The organism is Photobacterium obscurum, assembly GCF_026191635.1.
Lineage (GTDB): Bacteria > Pseudomonadota > Gammaproteobacteria > Enterobacterales > Vibrionaceae > Photobacterium > Photobacterium obscurum.
Genome location: NZ_JAKRRW010000009.1, coordinates 164,021 through 183,927, shown reverse-complemented (window position 1 = coordinate 183,927; position 19,907 = coordinate 164,021). Strand labels below are relative to the sequence as shown.

Annotated in this window: 12 protein-coding genes; all 12 read left to right on the top strand. The window is 46.0% G+C overall.

What is annotated here, in order from left to right; genetic code table 11:
• Nucleotides 1–333: 333 nt before the first annotated feature.
• On the top strand, nt 334–2,484 hold the full coding sequence (locus tag MD588_RS13545) for an adenosylcobalamin-dependent ribonucleoside-diphosphate reductase (protein ID WP_265697872.1): 2,151 nt from the start codon (nt 334–336) through the stop codon (nt 2,482–2,484).
• 18 nt (nt 2,485–2,502) lie between these two features.
• Entirely contained in the window at nt 2,503–3,189 is a 687-nt protein-coding gene (locus MD588_RS13540) for a TSCPD domain-containing protein (protein ID WP_265697871.1), read from the top strand.
• A 992-nt stretch (nt 3,190–4,181) separates the two neighbouring features.
• Nucleotides 4,182–5,840: a putative transporter gene (locus MD588_RS13535; RefSeq protein WP_265697870.1), complete on the top strand. Its 1,659-nt coding sequence runs from the start codon at nt 4,182–4,184 to the stop codon at nt 5,838–5,840.
• Between the two features lie 253 nt (nt 5,841–6,093).
• On the top strand, nt 6,094–7,782 hold the full coding sequence (locus MD588_RS13530) for a methyl-accepting chemotaxis protein (protein WP_265697868.1): 1,689 nt from the start codon (nt 6,094–6,096) through the stop codon (nt 7,780–7,782).
• Between the two features lie 392 nt (nt 7,783–8,174).
• The gene (torR, locus tag MD588_RS13525) at nt 8,175–8,906 is read left to right on the top strand and encodes a two-component system response regulator TorR (RefSeq protein WP_265697867.1); all 732 of its coding nucleotides are present in this window, start codon (nt 8,175–8,177) and stop codon (nt 8,904–8,906) included.
• A gap of 4 nt (nt 8,907–8,910) precedes the next feature.
• The gene (locus MD588_RS13520; RefSeq protein ID WP_265697866.1) at nt 8,911–12,078 is read left to right on the top strand and encodes a cache domain-containing protein; all 3,168 of its coding nucleotides are present in this window, start codon (nt 8,911–8,913) and stop codon (nt 12,076–12,078) included.
• 298 nt (nt 12,079–12,376) lie between these two features.
• Complete coding sequence (locus MD588_RS13515; RefSeq protein WP_265697865.1) at nt 12,377–12,958, top strand: PadR family transcriptional regulator; 582 nt, start codon at nt 12,377–12,379, stop codon at nt 12,956–12,958.
• Between the two features lie 192 nt (nt 12,959–13,150).
• Nucleotides 13,151–15,226 (top strand): methyl-accepting chemotaxis protein, encoded by a 2,076-nt coding sequence (locus MD588_RS13510; protein WP_265697863.1) that lies wholly within the window; start codon nt 13,151–13,153, stop codon nt 15,224–15,226.
• A 299-nt stretch (nt 15,227–15,525) separates the two neighbouring features.
• Nucleotides 15,526–16,566: a LacI family DNA-binding transcriptional regulator gene (locus MD588_RS13505; RefSeq protein ID WP_265697862.1), complete on the top strand. Its 1,041-nt coding sequence runs from the start codon at nt 15,526–15,528 to the stop codon at nt 16,564–16,566.
• A gap of 117 nt (nt 16,567–16,683) precedes the next feature.
• Nucleotides 16,684–18,138 (top strand): Na+/H+ antiporter NhaC, encoded by a 1,455-nt coding sequence (gene nhaC / locus MD588_RS13500; RefSeq protein ID WP_265697859.1) that lies wholly within the window; start codon nt 16,684–16,686, stop codon nt 18,136–18,138.
• Between the two features lie 9 nt (nt 18,139–18,147).
• Entirely contained in the window at nt 18,148–19,320 is a 1,173-nt protein-coding gene (locus MD588_RS13495) for a MalY/PatB family protein (RefSeq protein WP_265697858.1), read from the top strand.
• 355 nt (nt 19,321–19,675) lie between these two features.
• On the top strand, nt 19,676–19,864 hold the full coding sequence (locus MD588_RS13490; protein ID WP_265697856.1) for a hypothetical protein: 189 nt from the start codon (nt 19,676–19,678) through the stop codon (nt 19,862–19,864).
• Nucleotides 19,865–19,907 lie beyond the last annotated feature (43 nt).

Genomic DNA, 19,907 nt, shown 5'->3' with positions numbered 1-19,907 from the left:
CATATCCTGATGATCAGCACAAGCACTTTTTGCCATCACTGATGCCAATCGCTCACTCTTTCAGCTATCAGGAGCTTAACTAAGCATCTATTGGATTCAGGTACAATTAGCAATCAAACCTTTCACCTATCAATCTGAGCAATTAAGACTAGGATAGATAATGTCGCTGTCAAGACTTGAAGATCATCATATATAGTGGTTTGATCAGTTACCTGCCACAACATATCACTGAATTGCTCAACTGAGGTGGTATAGATATAAAACAAGTTTTTTATTAACTCCGGGTTATATCAAACGTGCTGGAACTACGACAAACATTAAGGTGCATTCATAATGGCGAAAACCCCAACGGCTTCTGAAGTATCTCAGGCAATCGATATTGCATACCAATCGACCTCTATGGAGATCTGGGACAGCAAATATCGCCTTAAATCAAAGCATGGAGAAGCTATTGATGTAACGCTTGACGATACCTTCAAACGTGTTGCTCGCGCGTTAGCTGATTTAGAAAAAGATAAAGTCAAAGAACACTGGTACAACGAATTCCTCTGGGCCCTCCGTAACGGTGCGATCCCGGCTGGCCGTATCACTTCCAATGCCGGCGCATTTGAGCACAAACCTGCTACGTCGACCATCAACTGTACCGTATCTGGCACCATCCAAGACTCAATGGACGACATTCTAGGCAAAGTTCATGAAGCAGGCCTAACGCTTAAAGCAGGCTGTGGGATCGGTTACGACTTCTCTACCCTGCGCCCACGTGGAGCATTCGTTTCAGGGGCTGGTGCATACACATCCGGCCCTCTTTCGTTCATGGATATCTATGACAAGATGTGCTTCACCGTTTCATCTGCCGGTGGCCGTCGTGGCGCGCAGATGGGGACAATGGATATCCGCCACCCGGACATTATCGACTTCATCCGTGCTAAGCGCGAAGACGGCCGCCTACGCCAGTTCAATCTCTCTTTGCTGATCACTGAAGAGTTCATTGAAGCCGTTAAAAACGATAACAAATGGCAGCTTATTTTCCCGGTGACAGCCAAAGAAGCCAAGCAAGACAAGCTGGATCTGGACAATGACGAGTCTATCGTATGGGCAGATTGGCCAACCAAAGAAGATTTAGTTGAAGACTGCGAAGGTCGAGTTGCATGTAAGGTATTCCGCACCATGCCTGCTCGCAACTTGTGGAACGTCATTATGACGTCAACTTACGACTACGCGGAGCCGGGCTTTATTCTGATCGACAAAGTGAACCAGATGAACAACAACTGGTTCTGCGAAGAAATCCGGGCAACAAACCCATGTGGCGAACAGCCACTTCCTCCATATGGCGCTTGCCTGCTAGGCTCCGTTAATCTGACTAAGTTTGTACGCGAACCATTTACGGACAATGCACACTTTGACTGGGATGCGTATCGCCGCGTTGTAGCTATTTTTACCCGTATGCTAGACAACGTGGTAGAAATCAATCAGCTACCACTTGAAAAACAACGCCACGAAATCGAGCACAAACGCCGCCATGGCATGGGCTTCCTTGGTCTCGGATCTACCACGACCATGCTGAAGCACAAGTATGGTAGCGCCGCATCGGTTGCTTTCACCGAACAAATTGCGCAAGAAATGGCAATTACTGGCTGGAAAGAAGCGCTAAGCCTTGCCAAAGAGAAAGGCGTCGCTCCAGTCATGGAGGAAGAATTTGAGATCACCGCCAAGATGATGCGTCTTCGCCCGGAAATGGCCAAAGACGGTATCAAGATCGGTGACAAGGTAAAAGGTAAAGTGCTTCATGCGAAATACAGCCGCTACATGCAGCAAGTCGCCGAAGTTGAGCCTGAGCTGGTTGAAGCGCTAACGAAGCAAGGTGCCCGCTTTACTCACCATAGCTCGATTGCACCAACAGGCACCATTTCACTGTCATTGGCGAACAACGCGAGTAACGGTATCGAGCCTAGCTTTGCGCACCATTACACCCGTAACGTTATTGTTACTGGTAAGAAATCAAAAGAAAGTGTTGATGTCTACAGCTACGAAATGCTGGCATATCGTGAGCTGATCAACGATAAAGCGATGCCATACAGCACCGACGACGACACAAAACTACCGGAGTACTTCATCACAGCCGATGATGTCACCCCAACCCAACACGTCGATGTTCAGGCAGCGGCACAGCGCTGGATCGACTCTTCTATTTCAAAGACAGCGAACGTGCCGACGGACTTCCCGTTTGAAGACTTCAAAGACATCTACATGGATGCCTATGACAAAGGTCTGAAAGGGTGTACGACGTTCCGCTTTAACCCTGAGGTCTTCCAGGGCGTATTGGTTAAAGAGCAGGATCTGGAGAACACGACATATGTGTTTACGCTAGAAGACGGCTCAACATTCGAGGCCAAAGGCAACGAAGAAATCGAATACGACGGCGAAACCCATTCAGCAGCGAATCTTTACGACGCGCTGAAAGAAGGCTACTACGGTAAATTTTAAGGTACAGGTCATTTAATCATGGTCAAAAAAATTGACAGCAAAATTGTTGGCTTCAAAGTAAAAAGCCAGGAACAAGAGGTTCAGCAGCCTGAACCGGCACAACCAGAAGTTGAAGTTGTGCACATGCATGAAGACATGCCTCGACCTGAGAAGCTGCTGGGTACAACTTATAAGCTAAAGACACCGGAACATATTTCTGAGCACTCGCTGTTCATCACCATCAATGATGTCGTGTTGAACGAAGGAACCGAGCATGAAGTTCGCCGTCCATTTGAAGTGTTTATCAACTCAAAGAGCCTTGAGCACTACCAGTGGATTGTCGCGCTGACACGTATTATGTCGGCGGTATTCCGTAAAGGTGGTGATTGTACGTTCCTCGTTGAAGAGCTGCGCTCTGTATTCGATCCCCGCGGTGGTTACTGGAACAAAGGTAAGTATGTTCCTTCGCTTATTGCTGAAATCGGCAACGTGATCGAGCAACACCTAACTGAAATTGGCATGCTAGGCAAACCTGAAGTCGACGAACATCAGCAGGCCTTCCTTGATGCCAAGAAAGCAGAGCTTGAAGCAAAGCCTGAAGAAGAACAGGATACAGGTAACTTTCCGCCGAGCGCAACGCTTTGCTACAAGTGCCACAACAAGGCAGTGATCGTTAAAGACGGTTGTCAGACTTGCCTGAATTGCGGCGACTCTAAGTGCGGATAATAGCCAATCCACTCTAATTTGAAATATAAAAAGCTACCTTCCGGTGGCTTTTTTCTTATAGCGCTAGAGATAGACTGGATATGGGGCTTTATTTATTTCTCGACTTAGATAAAGAGATTAAAGAGCCAACACTCTCTTTCACTAATAATACTATGAGAAAAAAAGATAATAGGCCAAACACCGAACCAGTCATAAAAGTAACCTGCTCCGTAGTAATGTATTCCAAGAGAGTGCTTTTGGATTCCTCACTTTTTCTTACAGCAAAACTCTCCCTAACCTCTTCATATTCAAATGGATTTAACAGAAAAGTTAAATTTTGGTCTGTAAGAGACTTACTGGCCTCTTGATACATAAACTCTCTCGCGTATATAAATTTCATGCGGCAAGCAACTTAAAATTAGTTACTATGGCAGGGGGAACTAGCCCAAAAGAAAAATTTTATTCATAACTCTGTGATTAAACAAATTCAGATTTGTATTAACTTGTAATGCCACTAATAGAGTTTATCTAACACCCCTAAAAAATATTCCCGATACCTGCTGTTTATTGCAACTTTATTTATCACACAATTGTTACCTTTATTTAACAGCTGCTTATCTATCTCATTTTTTATTCAGGCGCACTGCACACTTTTGTATATCACCTCTTAAATCCATATGCCATTTAAGGTATTAATATTCAATAAGTTAAGGCAACATCCCAACAGGGCATACTACATTGATAATTATTCAACTTATCAATGTGCTATGAAAATATGAATACAAAGAGATTCCACCAGCTGTAGACAAAACTCCCTAACCACTCCTTTCGTTACCCGCTACGAAATCAGTCTTTACTGAGTTCATTCGCCTACCCCTGGCGCCACAATGCCGTCCGACGGATTGTTGCCAACACACCGATGCTGTTTACTAACATCGCTCTCCAGTGAGCATCTAGCGATCGTAACTCCAATCATCGGTGGAAAAAGATTTTTATTAACTAGGAGACTCACCATGAGTGACATTGCGCTCTCTATCAGCATTCTTGCGTTGGTAGCGGTGCTTGGGCTATGGATTGGGAATTGGCGTATCTATGGCGTCGGTTTAGGGATCGGGGGAGTGCTGTTTGGCGGCATTTTCGTGGGTCACTTTACCGACTCATGGGGCATCGCTCTCGATTCAAACACCCTGCACTTTATTCAAGAATTTGGTCTTATCCTCTTTGTCTACACCATCGGTATCCAGGTCGGTCCGGGTTTCTTTGCTTCCCTGAGAAGCTCAGGCCTGAAACTTAACGGTTTTGCCGCGCTGATTGTTTTGCTCGGCTGCCTAGTAACCATTGCCCTCTATCATATCTTTGATGTGCCTTTACCCGTTATTCTCGGGGTCTTTTCCGGTGCTGTCACCAACACCCCCTCGCTGGGTGCCGGGCAACAAATCCTTTCAGAGTTAGGTGCCCAGGAAGGTATGCTCGATCTCACCGGTATGGGTTATGCCGTCGCCTATCCGTTTGGCATTTGTGGCATTTTACTAACCATGTGGATTCTACGGTTGGCATTTCGCGTTGACGTGGACAAAGAAGCGGATGACTTCGAAATTCACAATGGCCATAAAAAAGAAAGCCTTCATACCATCAATGTTGCGGTCAAAAATCCCAACCTCAATGGATTGCAACTTAAAGATGTACCGGCCCTTACCGAAGGCGATATCGTGTGCTCGCGTTTAAAGCGTGAAAACCACCTCTACGTACCAAAACAAGATACGCATATCGAAACCAATGATCTGCTGCATTTAGTGGGTGATAAAGCGGCGCTCGAAAAGGCACGTTTGGTTATTGGGGAGGAAGTTGATGCCTCACTGTCTACCCGTGGTACGGAACTTCGGGTCCAACGCCTGGTTGTCACCAACGAAATCGTCTTGGGCAAAAAAATCCGCGATCTTGATTTAAAAGAGAAATACGATGTGGTCGTCTCACGCTTGAACCGTGCTGGTGTCGAGCTGGTACCAACCAGTCAATCTACCCTGCAGTTTGGTGATATTTTAAATTTAGTCGGCCGTCAGGAAGCCATCGAGGCTGTCAGTGGTATCGTTGGCAACGCCCATCAAAAACTGCAACAGGTACAGATGCTTCCGGTATTCGTAGGGATTGGACTGGGAGTATTGCTGGGATCTATTCCCTTCTACCTACCCGGCTTTCCAGCTGCTATCAAACTCGGCCTTGCGGGTGGCCCGCTGATCGTAGCGCTGATCCTCGCCCGTATCGGAAGTATCGGCAAGCTGTATTGGTTTATGCCGCCAAGTGCCAACCTTGCCCTACGTGAAATCGGTATTGTCCTGTTCCTCGCAGTTGTAGGCCTGAAGTCTGGTGGCGGTTTTGTCGATACCTTAGTCAATGGCGACGGACTAAGCTGGATGGGCTACGGGATACTCATTACCGGTATCCCCTTAATCACTGTCGGTATTATTGCTCGATTGTTTGGTCAACTTAACTACCTCACCATCTGCGGCATGCTGGCTGGCTCAATGACCGATCCACCGGCTCTTGCTTTTGCCAATGGCCTGCATGCAACCAGTGGTGCTTCGGCGCTATCCTATGCAACGGTTTACCCTCTGGTTATGTGTTTACGCATTTTGTCTCCTCAGTTACTCGCCATACTCCTCTGGACGATGTAGCCTTCCCGCCCCCAAAAGAAATGCAGTATCGGTAAGTCATCATTGTGATGGCTTACCGTTTTTTTGCCTGCAATCCTTTGCTTTTACTGTTGCTTAAGCACGCTAAATGTGAGCTTCTACCAAGTTTTGTCACTCACTCTGTCCAAATAGCATGACACCCTATAAAGATTGTATACCTAACGCCGATATATTAAGCGGGAAAGATGCAAAACCCGAATATTATAATTACGAATGTAGAAGAGTCCGTGTTGTCATGAAAAAACTAAAATTAAAAAGCAAGCTGCTATTACTTAGCTTGTTGCCAGTATTTGTCATCATGAGTGTTGCGATAGGGATTGTCGTAACCCTTGAGAAAAAAGCCTTGGAAGATGAGGTCATCCATTACAAGGAAGGAATGGTTTTAGAACGCAAAAATCAACTGAAAGATGCCACCACCATCGCAAAGTACGCAGTTGACGGAATTATTGCCGAAAATAGTAACCCTGCAGTAGCACTAGAGAAAATTCGCGCACTACTGACGCCGCTTCGTTTCGCAGAGGATCAGTCTGGCTACTTCTTCATTTATGATATGAAAGGTGTAAACCAAGCTCATGCAACCGCACCACAAAACCATGGCCAAAGCCGTATCAGCCTCCGCGATGTAAACGGTGTTGCCTATATCCAAGAGCTTATTCGCGCGGCTCAAGGTGGCGGTGGGTTTGTGGCTTACAGCTACCCCAAGAGCAATGGAGGCCAACCTCAGCCAAAGCTGAGCTACTCTGCCAGTGTCAACAATGGCCAATGGTTCATTGGTACCGGCTTATACATTGATGATATTGATGCCGAAGTCAATGTTTACCGTAAGCAGGCTTTAGCGAGTATGAACGAAAGATTCGAGCTGGTCTTCTTAAGCTCTCTGATACTGGCTGTATTAACGATCATTTCTATCTTATACGTCGCTAACCGCATGACTCGCCCCGTGCAAAATATGGCTGACACCCTGAATGAAATTGCTGATGGCGAAGGCGATTTAACCCGCCGCCTAGATGTTCATGGTCATGATGAAATTGCGCAGCTTGGTGATGCATTCAACCGTTTCGTTGCCAAGCTACAGGGTATTATCACCCAGGTTTCTGATGTTACTGACAATGTTAGTGGCGCTGCCAATAATATCCATGATCAGACAATTCGCTTGACGCAGCAGCTTCAAGAGCACAATAACGAAACCGAGCAGATCGTTACGGCTGTTACTGAAATGAGCTCTGCAGCAAGTGAAGTCGCAATGAATGCAAATGAAGTATCCAATGCAACGAGCAATGCCAGCGGAGATTCCCATGTTGCCCAGCAACGGGTAGATGCCTCTGTTGTTTCAATTACGGCATTAGTTGATGAGGTCGATCAGGCCGCTCAGCATATTGATTCGCTAAACCAGCAATCACAGAAAATTGATAATGTACTGAAAGTAATCGGTGAAATTGCTGAGCAAACTAACCTGCTGGCACTGAACGCCGCTATCGAAGCAGCACGTGCCGGCGAACAGGGCCGAGGCTTTGCTGTGGTTGCCGACGAGGTCCGCGGGCTGGCTAGTCGTACTCAGTCTAGTACTCAAGAGATCAAAGAGATGCTAGACGAACTTCATACCTTAGTTGCTCAAGCCGTCTCATCGATGACTCATAGCCAGTCAACCTGTCACGAAGCAGTGGGTGCAGCCAACTCAATCACTGACAGCCTATCTTCAGTGACTGGCGCAGTCGAAGCCATCAATGACATGACCAGCCAAATTGCCACTGCGGCTACCGAGCAGAGTTCTGTCACCGATGAGATCAACCGTAACATGGTTGCCATTCAAGACATCGTAACGGACTTGATCCACTCTAGCAGTAGCTCCGAGCAGGTTGTCAGCGAGCTAAATCATGCAGGCACCGAGCTGAAGCAACTCGTCGGCCAGTTCAAAACGAGCTAATTCCCTCCCCCCTACTCAACACACACGGCAATAGCGGCTACCTTACTTCAAGGTAGCCGCTTTTTTGTTAACTTCACTAAATATACCACCTTCTGGGTATCCGTATATTGTCACCGGTCTTACCCCCCCCTTACTTGAGTGCTATTTGAACGCCATTAGTTAAATTGCGCAATAAACGAGCATCGCAACTATCTGATCTATAAGTTTTACTATTCGTAAGTAACGAAATATTCCACCTTTATGCCGTGCATTTGTGTTTGATAACAATAGACATATTTAATATGTGTTATTATTCCTATCACGAATAACAATGAACCACTACGTACGGCGCACGAAAGCAATATCTTTGGGGCTATCCCTTGCTGTAAAACATGGCTGTATACAGAGAAAATATGACTTATAAGATCTTGATTGTAGAAGACGACCCAATTGTTCGGATCAAAATTAAGGGCCACTTCGCCCAAGCTGGCCACACCGTTTTCGAGGCTGATAACGGAACGGTGATGAAAGAGATCCTAAGCAAAGAAAAAATTGATTTGATCCTGCTGGATATCAATTTGCCCGGCGAAGACGGAATACAACTGACCCGCGAGGTAAGAAACACATCAGACATTGCAATTATCATGGTTACCGGACGCACTGATCCCATTGACCGAATTTTAGGGCTCGAAATGGGCGCCGATGACTATGTAACTAAACCTGTTGAGCCACGAGAACTGCTCGTTCGTGCAAAAAACTTATTATGGCGTATCCAGCTTACCCGAGATGCTTTGGATCAGGCTGAAGCGGCTTGGTCACAGTTAGAAAAAGATGACAGTCGTTTCTGCTTCTTGGACTTTGAATTTGATGTTGCCCAGCGCCAGTTGTTAAAAGGCAGTGAAATGGTCAAGCTCACCAAAGCTGAATATGAATTGCTGGTGGCTTTCATCACCCACCCCAACCGTGTGCTAGGCCGAGACAGGCTTCTAAACCTGATCTCTCACCGAGTAGACACGCCCAGTGATCGCACTATCGATGTGTTGATCCGCCGGCTTAGAAACAAAATGGAAGAGAGTATCAAAAACCCCAAGATCTTTATTACCGTTCACGGTGAGGGCTACCTTTTTGCACCCGAAGTTATTTAAACCCATGAACCTCACAATTCGGGCCAAGCTTTCACTCATCATGTGTGTATCATTGCTCACCGTGAGTGGCTTTTTTATTACTAGCCTGATCAATACGGAAAAGTCTGTTCTTGAGGCAGAGCAAAACAATGTGAGTGAAAAGGTCGCAAAGTTATTAAATGATAACTTAAAAGGCCAGGTAGATACTGTTACCCGCTCTCTGTCCTATTACTATGAAAATTCGAACCTAGAGAGCATCAAAGCAGAGCTAGCCACGGATATCACGGCATTCAGAGACACGATTAATAGTATTTACGACAACAGTGATTCTGTCGCTGAAGCCCAAACCTCTATTCATGCTTTTATCAACCAATATCGTTGGGGCAATGGCCGATATATTTTTGCGTATGACGCCACCTCTATCGTTAACAAAGCAAACGGGATCAAATCCAGTATTATTGGAACCAATGCCTATAACAAAAAAGACAGCAATGGTAACTATTACGCGCAAAATATTGTCAATTCGGCCAAAGCTGATTCTATTGGATTTACCAGTTACCATTATTTGAATCCAGTAACCAATAAAATCGAAGAAAAACTGACGGCATCTTTCTACTTCGAGCCATTAAATCTGGTGATTGCAACCGGTGAATACGTCAGTACCCTTCGCCATGATGAACTAGAAGCCGCGCTTAAAACCATCAGTTCGTCGAAATACGGTCAAAATGGTTATTTCTGGGTACAGGACAAAGATGGTCGAATTCTGGCGCATCCTGATTCATCAATCGTCGGCACAATTATCCCGTCAACAACCCAGAAGATTGCGGCACGAATTAAAGGACATCCCGAGGCTTTTGTAAAAACGATTCACAAAAATCCAACTACCCAGAAAGCTGAAAACAAGTTTGTCTACGCCAGAAATATTTTTCCGGAATGGGGCTGGACAATTGCAACGGGTACATATGATAGCGATCTCACCAGTATTCAGGATGGGCTGACCAACGCAACTGAGGAGATATTTAACGACAAAGTGTACATGAGCATTGCTACCTCTGCGACATTAGTAATATTCGCCCTATTATTAGCAACCTTGTCGATAAATAAAATTGTTAAAGGTCTCGTGATCCTCAAAGAGCGTATTGATACATTATCGACAGGTGAAGCCGACTTAAACTCGAGAATTGACATCACCTCACATGATGAGTTGGGAGATATTGGCAAATCAGTAAATAACTTCATTATTTACCTGCAATCAATGACATTGGAAATATCTCAGGCCTCGGCCGACATCACGGACGATATCAAACATCATTCCAATAAAAATCCGGATGTTATCACCACAAATGAAATGATCTCAACTCACGGTGCCGTTGCTCAAAAAGCTTCCCAGACAACAATAAATAATCCAACAGCCAGTGACCCATTATTATTGGAAAAAGATGATGTACTGGAAGCTTCTGGCAGTATGACGGCAGCAATCCGAAAACTGGCCGCCGGAGACCTCTCTGTTGATATTCCGCGAGGTGAAAACGAAGAGGTCGGCCATCTTGCTGATGCTATCTCGGTATTCAAGAAAAATGCATTAGCCCTACAAGAACATAAGAATGAACTCCAAAAACTGGTAGATGATCGTACTGCGCAGCTTACAGAGGCCAATGAAGCACTTAACAGTGAAGTTATCAAACATGCCAATGCACGAGAGCAAGCTGAGCAGGCCAGCAAAGCTAAATCTACGTTCCTTGCCCATATGAGCCACGAGATCCGCACTCCGATGAATGGGATCATGGGAACACTCCAGCTCCTTGACAATACCCCATTAAACAGCCTGCAAAAGCATTATTCGAAGACCATCATTTCGTCCGGAGAAATTCTGATGGGCGTACTCAATAATGTTCTGGATTATTCAAAAATCGAAGCCGGCCATTACGATATTCATGAAACCAATTTCCACATTAGCTCTCTGGTGGCTAATGTGATCAATATGCTTAAGGCCAGAGCCAAGGAAAAGAATATTGAGCTGAGCTTTTCAATTGCTGGTAACGTCCCAAACTATTGGTATGGCGACTTCAATAAAATTATCCAAATACTCATAAATTTAGTAGGTAACGCGATAAAGTTTACCCACAATGGAAATATCGCGGTTAAAGTGCAACTGAAAGAGCAACTGGCAAAAGATCGCTTTTTACTTCAATTCGAAGTTTTGGATACAGGTAAAGGAATTCCCAAAGATAAGCAGGCCGTTATCTTTGAACCTTTTGAACAAGCTGCTCGTTCTGAACGCGGTACCGGGTTAGGTTTACCCATAAGCAAAAGATTCGCCGAAATGCTTGGCGGAGAGTTATCACTACAAAGTGAGCAGGATATCGGTAGCCAGTTTATTCTCACTCTTCCGTTAAATACAGCTAAACAAGGTGAGTTTATTGGAACGGATGAAGCAACTCCCCTATCGGTTCCTGCATTGAATATCTTGCTGGTAGAAGATAATGAAACCAATGTCTTGGTTGCCCGAGGGTTCCTGAATAAGCTTGGCCATAAAGTTGTCGTTGCCATGTCAGGAGAGATGGCGCAGCACGCGATAAAGGATAATGATGTCGACATTATCTTGATGGATATTAATCTACCGGATACCGATGGCGTTACGCTGACTCATCAATTAAGGGAGCAAGCGAACCGCCGGATCCCCACTATTGCCTTCTCTGCACATGTATTCCGTCAAGAGATTGAATCTTATCTGGAAGCGGGTCTCGATGGCTTTCTAGGCAAACCGGTACAATTTGATCAATTGAAAACAATCATCGCTAATGTCTATAACGGCTATTCCAGCAAGTGCGACCCAAGCGGCTGCACTTATGACAAGCCGGATATAACGCTTTTTGATCCATCAGTACTAGAGGAAGACCGGCAGATAATTGGTGACGAGCTTGTACACGAGATGGTCAACATATTTTACCAGCGTTCTGCCACCCTAATCCAAGAAATTGAACCCCAACGTTCGGCACAACAACTTGGGGACGCGGCCCATAGCCTTAAAAGCTCTGCCGGAGCCATAGGGCTAATCGCCCTCAGCAAAGCCTGCGAAGAGCTGGAAATCGCTTGTAAGCAAGAGGCAGATGAACAGGAACTCGAGACATTGTCGGCCGTCTTGCTGGAGCTCTACCCCACATCGATAGAAAAACTCAAAGAAGAGTTTTAGGCGAAAACAAAACGGGATGTTTAGTAACTTCTACAATAAGATACTAAACATCCTTTATTCTTCTCTCTGTTTTAATTCGCTGCTCCCCTTCCCCATACTTAGATTTAACAACTAAAGTCAGAACATTGAGCCACAGGAAAATCTGTTCATATTTTTACGCATTTCTTTAATACTTATTCCTAATAAAAATGCATTATTGACATAGCAATTGATTGCATGAGAGGTGTTGCAGAGCCAAAAGCCGCTGCCGAACAACAAACACCCAGTCTTTATGTTGTATTTTTAGAAGGGATAAAAAATGTCACTACCACACGTAATCTTAACGGTACTTAGCAGTCGTGACGCATCTGGTTACGATATCACCAAGGAATTCTCACAAAGCATCGGTTTTTTCTGGAAAGCCAGCCACCAGCAGGTGTACCGTGAGCTAAATCGAATGACCAACAGCGACCTGGTTACCTTCCGCGTTGAAACTCAGACTGGCAAGCCAGATCGTAAAGTCTACACAATTACCGATCTGGGACGCCAGACACTGTTCGAATGGTTCCAAGCCCCTGCCCGAAATCCAGCCGCTCGCGATGAGTTATCAGCCAAGCTGCTTGTTTGTAGTGTTCATTACTCCGAGCCAATGCAAAAGCAACTTGAAGCTCTTATTCAGGAATCTCATACGTTACTAAACAACTATGACGAGCTGGAAAAAATATACTTTGCGAATCCTCAAAATCTGGATCGCCAGTCTCGCCTCAACCGCCTGACACTAAGAAGAAATATCCACAACCGTCAAGCTTGGGTCAGCTGGGCTGAAGAAGTTCTTACGGAACTAAAAGAGATCGATACCCCGAAGGTAAGCAGCGTACCTGAAGCCTGTCTTAGTCTCTAAAAGAAATTAAGATTTGAGCGACTGAACAAATATTCTGATTGAATTTATGTGAAATCGCTCATTTCTATTTTTCATGATTTCACAAATATAAATAATCACAAGAAGTAAGCGCAACTGATTTGCGTAAAACAAAAATAATAAGCACATCGAATAATAATCAAATGACAAGAATACAATCGAAGGTTTCGCCTAATGAATTTAACGATAAAAAACAAGCTAGCAGCACTGCTGTGTATACCGCTACTCATAATGAGTGTTTTCTTTATTACCAGCCTAATTAATACCGAACAAACTGTTCTTGAAACAGAAAGTAAAAACGTCAATGAAAAGGTCACTAAACTATTAAATGACAATTTAAAAAACCAAGTTGATACTGTTACCCGCTCGCTGTCTTACTATTATGAAAACACGAAACAAAAAAATATCGAGACACAATTAGCCTCAGAAATAACCACATTCAAAGATACAATCGAAAGGCTCTACCGCGACAGCGCATCTTCTGCCGAGGCGGAAACCGTCATTCATGCCTTTATCAACCAATATCGATGGGACAACGGACGGTATATCTTTGCGTACGACGCAACATCGGTGGTTAACGAGGCAAATGGCGCCAATGCCAGTATTATAGGCACCAGCTCCTATGATAAAAAAGACAACAATGGCAACTACTATGCGCGGAATATTGTCAGTGCCGCAAAAGATAATAATATTGGCTTTACCCGCTATCAATTCTTGAATCCAAGAACCAAAAAAAACGAAGAAAAGTTATCAGCATCGGTATACTTTGAACCATTAAACCTTGTTATTGCAACAGGCGAATATGTCAGTACTCTCAAGAAAGAGAGCTATCAATCGGCCCTAGATACCATTAGCTCGTCAAAATATGGTCAAAATGGCTACTTCTGGGTACAGGACAAAAACGGAAAAATTCTAGCGCACCCTGATTCGTCGATTATTGGCACGGTGATTCCGTCAACCACAAAAAAAATCGCGGAAAGTATTCAAGGTAAACCAGAAGTTTTTACCAAAACCGTTCACACCAATCCCACCACCAACCAGCAAGAAACAAAGTTTGTCTATGCTCGTAATATCTTTCCTGAATGGGGCTGGACCATCGGTACTGGTACCTATGATAGCGACCTTACCAATATTCAGGACGGTCTGACCAGCGCAACTGAAGAAATATTTACCGACAAAGTTTACATGAGCATTGCGATTGCCATTGCACTACTCATTATTGCGCTGCTGGTAGCCGCACTTTCAATCAGCAAGATTGTCAAAGGCTTAGTGCTTCTTAAAGAGCGCATTGATACTTTATCAACTGGTGAAGCCGACTTAACCTCACGAATCGAAATTACATCTCGTGATGAATTGGGAGATATTGGCAACTCAGTAAACAGTTTCATTATCTACCTACAGTCGATGATCCTGGACATTTCGCAGGCCTCGGCGCATATCACGGATGGAATCAAACAGCTCAATACGCAATCAGAGCTAAATAACCAAGCGCTAATCACCCACGCCTCTGAAACCGATCAGGTTGTTACCGCTATTACCGAGATGAGCTCAACCGCAGAGACAGTTGCACAAAATGCCACTGAAACAGCTTCTAGCACCCAAAAAGCCAATGACGAAGCGATGCTGGCTAAAGACGATGTACTTGAGGCATCTAACAGTATGACATCGTTGGTCGATGAAGTTGAAGCTGCATCATCAAGCATTAACACCATGAACGAGAATACCCATCAGATCGTGACAGTATTAGGCGTTATTGGTGAAATCGCGGATCAGACGAACCTGCTGGCGCTTAATGCTGCAATCGAAGCGGCACGTGCCGGTGAACAAGGACGTGGATTTGCGGTCGTTGCTGATGAAGTTCGTTCGCTTGCCGCTCGAACCCAGAGCAGCACGGCTGAAATTAATGAAATTCTGACCACTCTACGTCAAGATGCTGCCAGTGCCGTTGATGCGATGACGATGACCAAGGCAAGCTGTGAACGTACAGCTGCAAACGCAGGTAGGGTATCAAACAGCCTGGATTCAATGACAGACTCCATTGTCGATATCAATGATCTGAGTACCCAAATCGCAACAGCTTCTGAGGAGCAGAGCTCGGTCACCGAGGAAGTCAGCCGTAATATGAACAATATCCGCGAGATGGTTCATGAGCTGACCCAGAACGGCCAGGCAACAGTGGACAGTACCCAAAGCCTAGCCGCCGCTAATGCACAACTAAACGCTCTAGTCAGTAAGTTTAAATTGCAATAAGGTGCGGGTTAGCTCTATCACGGTAACCTGCCGTTAGTAAGCTTTTATTGGCCGCAGAGATCTCTCTTCTCTGTGGCCAATAACACAGCCATACAAATACACAACCAGCAGAATAACAATCAGCTCATCGGAGTGCTGAATAAGTACCACCATCATCATTAGCTAAGCAATGAAACAACCCTCTTGCAAATTACCTTCAACTGCTATTCGCGAGCATGAGTTTGAACCAGCTAACATTATTGACCCGCACAAACCGCTAGACTCGCCCCACTTCCCAGCAACCACAGTGATTTTCGAACATGGCAACGATTAAAGATGTCGCCAAGCTGGCGGGCGTTTCTACCGCGACCGTTTCCCGAGTCATTAACCAGACAACCTATGTTGAACCCGTCACCCAGGAGCGGGTTCAAAAGGCAATGAAAGCGCTAAATTATAAGCGAGATGCCCGGGCAGCAGCGCTGGCAAGTCGCTCCAACAACACTCTGGGGCTTCTTACCGGTAACCTGGCGGATCCATTCTTTGCACTTATCGCCAAGCATGTTGAAGAAGTTGCAAGACAGCATGGTTGCCAGTTGGTGGTCGTCAGTGGCGGCCACAATGCCCAACGGGAGAAAGAAGGGCTCGACTTTCTCATTAGCCAGGGTTGTGAAGCAATGGTGGTGCACTCCAAAATGCTCGATGATGCAACCCTTCTCCGCTACAGCGCGCAGCTGCCTGCAATGGTTCTGATCAACAGAACCATCCCGCAAATTGCCAACCGCTCGGTATGGGTCGACAACCAATCAGGTGCCGCAACGTCAGTACAATACCTAATAGCCCAGGGGCACCGGAAGATTGCCTGTATCACCAGTGATCTGCCTATCGAAGACAGGGCTGATCGACTGACTGGGTATCGCGAAGCAATGGCCAGTGCCAACCTTCCTATTGAACCAAACTGGATTATCAACCAACCCTTTGTCGAAGAAGGCGGTGAAGTTGCAGGCCAGCTCCTCACCCAACAATGTCCGGAAGTCACCGCCGTGGTCACATTCAACGATGTTATGGCTGCTGGTTTGATGGCCAGCCTGTACGAACAAGGCCTGAAAGTGCCTGGTGATTACTCGGTTATTGGTTTTGATGACGTATTACTGGCACGTTATCTCTACCCGCGCCTTTCTACTATGCATAACCCTATCGACCAGATGTCCGTCCATGCAGCCAAACTCGCACTCCAACTCCGCGAGGGGAAAATAGCACCTCCAGCTCAGCACAAGTTTGATGCCATGCTGGTCTGTCGGCAGACGGTTTCAAGCCCTAACTTACGAAAAAATGAAAATAAACGTGAACCTGATCAAATGTAAATACTCCATGTAACCGCTTACATGAAACAGTATCCGAGGTCTCATTTTTAACTTTGGCTACCTCTTACTATGGCGACGTTGAAACAACCCTATACGACTTTTTAAGAGGACAACAAGATGACAAATACAAAGCCTCTGCCATCCCTGACATTGGCGATTGCCCCTATCGCGGTCATGTTTGGCCTGCTAGTGATCGGATATGGCATGATGGGCCTGCGGATCGAACCCCTATTATTAGTTTCGGCAGCCTTTACCGGTTTTATCGCCATGAGGATGGGCTATAGCTGGGATGATATTATGGCGGCGATCGTCGATAAACTGGCCAAGGCCATGCCGGTTATTTTGATTCTGGTCTCGGTAGGTGGCCTGATTGCCAGCTGGATGATCAGCGGTACCATTCCTTTTATGGTGTACTGGGGGTTGAAAGTCATTAGCCCTGAATACATTCTTATCGCAACCTTCTTTGTCACCAGCGTGGTGTCAGTCTGTACCGGTACGTCTTGGGGCTCAGCCGGTACGGTCGGGGTCGCTCTAATGGGCGTCGCTGCAGGTCTGGATGTCTCGCTTGCCGCTGCGGCCGGAGCCGTGGTATCAGGTGCTTACTTCGGTGACAAGATCTCTCCCCTTTCTGATTCAACAAACTTTGCACCGGTTGTTGCCGGAACAACGCTTTATGAGCATATTCAGCACATGCTCTATACCACACTGCCAGGTTTTGTGATCGCGTCCATCGTATTCTACTTCGCTGGCCAACATGGTGATATTGCCGGAGTTGCTGAGCCGCAAAAGGTCATCGACATTTTGGCCGGCCTTGAAAGTCTGTATAACCTGAATATTCTGCTGGCATTGCCTCCGGCAATCATCCTGTGGGGAGCAGTAACCAAGAAACCAGTGATCCCTCTAATGCTGACTGCTTCTGCAATCGCACTAGGGCTGGGAATGGTATTCCAAGGATTTAACCTGCAACAGGGATTCCAGGCCTATGTGGACGGCTTCAATATCAGCATGTTCAGTGATAACGGCCATGCTGTTGACGGACTGGTTCCAGATATCGCCAAGCTTCTAAATCGCGGCGGCCTGTTCTCGATGATGAGCACCATCCTACTGGTATTCTGCGCCTTCGCCTTTGCCGGTATTCTTAGCCTGACAGGTGCACTGAATGTGGTTCTTGGCCACTTCCTGCACCTTATCCGCAACACTGGCCAACTTATCTTCTCGACAGTTGTCGCAACAATTACGGTAGTATTCACGACCTCTGACGGCAAACTTGCCCTACTTATCCCGGGTGAGCTGTTCCAGAACGCTTACCGCAAGATGGGACTCGATACCAAGAACCTCTCTCGGACCATCGAGGATGCCGGCACCATTATCGAACCTCTGGTTCCTTGGACTGCCGCAGGTGTTTACATGGCCGGAACACTCGGCGTTTCGACCCTCGACTACCTGCCGTGGGCCATCCAGTGCTACACAGGTGTTATTTTCGCCATTATCTACGGGTTCACCGGTTTCGGTATCGCCAAAGCATCGAATCAAGAAAATACAGCAGAGACATCTCTCGCTGCAGCGAAGTAAGGTAAAACAATGACTACATCTTTTGACCATGTTTACGATCGCCGTCAGAGTGGTTCATTGAAATGGGATTTCATGGAGCAAAAGCTCGGCCTGAAGGCCAACGATCTATTGCCGATGTGGGTATCAGACTATGATTTTCAGGCTCCTCCTGCAGTACTGGAAGCCCTTAACAAACGTGTTATGCATGGTATCTTTGGCTATGCCGAAAGAAATGACGATTACTATCAGGCAATTACTGACTGGTATCATAACCAGCACAGCATCAGTCTGCGCCGAGAGTGGATCACCACGGTACACGGTGTACTCCCCGGCTTATCAATGCTGATCCAGATGCTTACAGAAGCCGGTGACGGCATCGTTATGCAAACACCGGGCTATGGCTCTTTTCGCAAAATCAGCGAGTTCAATGAGCGAACTATTATTGAAAACCCGTTGCTCGAGTCCGATGGGCACTACAGCATGGACTTGGCCCATCTTGAACGCTGTTTTCAGTCCGGTGCCAAGGCCATGATTTTCTGTAACCCACACAACCCTGTTGGTCGTGCATGGTCTAAAGATGAGATCAAGGACGTCGCAGCCCTCTGCGGTCAATATGGCGTCTGGCTGCTGAGCGATGAGATCTGGGGGGATTTGGCAATGCCGGGGCATATGTATTGCTCTGTCCTCTCTTTGCCGGAAGAGCTGCATAAGCAGCTCGTCGTTGCCACCGCGCCAAGCAAAACCTTTGGTTTGTCATCGGTGCGTATTTCCAACTTTATGATCCCTAATGCCGAACTGCGAGAGCAATTTGTTCGCCGTTTAGACGCCCATGGCATGGATGTTTATAACAGCCTCGCGATTTGTGCAGCAACGGCAGCCTACCAGACCTCAGCTGGCTGGCTTTTGGAGTTAAAGGGTTACCTTCACGATAACATCAATTACCTTGCTGATTTCATTGCCACCGAGCTGCCAACACTCGCTTTCCATGCCCCCGAAGCTGGGTATCTGGCCTGGGTTGATTGCCGCCAACTGGCTATAACAGATAAGGAGCTAGAGCAAAAACTGGTGACAGCCGGGATTATGCCAAGCTTGGGGATCGCTTTTGGCGAGGCTGGAAGCGGCTACATCCGCCTTAATCTTGGTTGCCCGAAGGCAACTCTGGTTGAGGCTTGTCAACGCCTGAAAAATGCACTTGTTGCTTAACACCATAACCACTTCCCCCAGCCCATAACAGGCAGGGGGAAGCTATTTTTCTGACGCTAAGTAAAGCAATGACATCTTGATATCATTTACCAAAAAACCAACCTACTGATTTTGATTACAAATTCAAATCAATTGCAAAATCAGGACAAAAAAAGGCTTGCTACCATTGGATTTATCCCTATACTTCGCCTCCCAAGAAAGAGCGCTTTTAACGACTTATAGATAAGAAAACTTACATTCATCAAAATAATTATTTACTGCGCTAACAACTATAAACCTGTGCTTAACCTTCTGGAAGTTTAGGAAAGTACTCAAGTTGATACATCAGCGTGACTAAATCTTGTGGAGACCCGTAATGACTGAATGTGATAACTGCGGAAAAAAAGTCGCTGAGTCCGAGGCAAAAATAGCCAAACTCCACCTTTTAAAGACCAAACTTCAGTGTGTGGTGCTAGGACTTAAAATATTACTTGCCGCTGTTGTTGTATCGGCTTTGATGAACCATGCTCCGGAAATTGCTGTTGCAATTACTAACCTTAGTTAATCCAGCTAGCCCCCTCACATAGAATTGGATAGGTGTTGCCGCA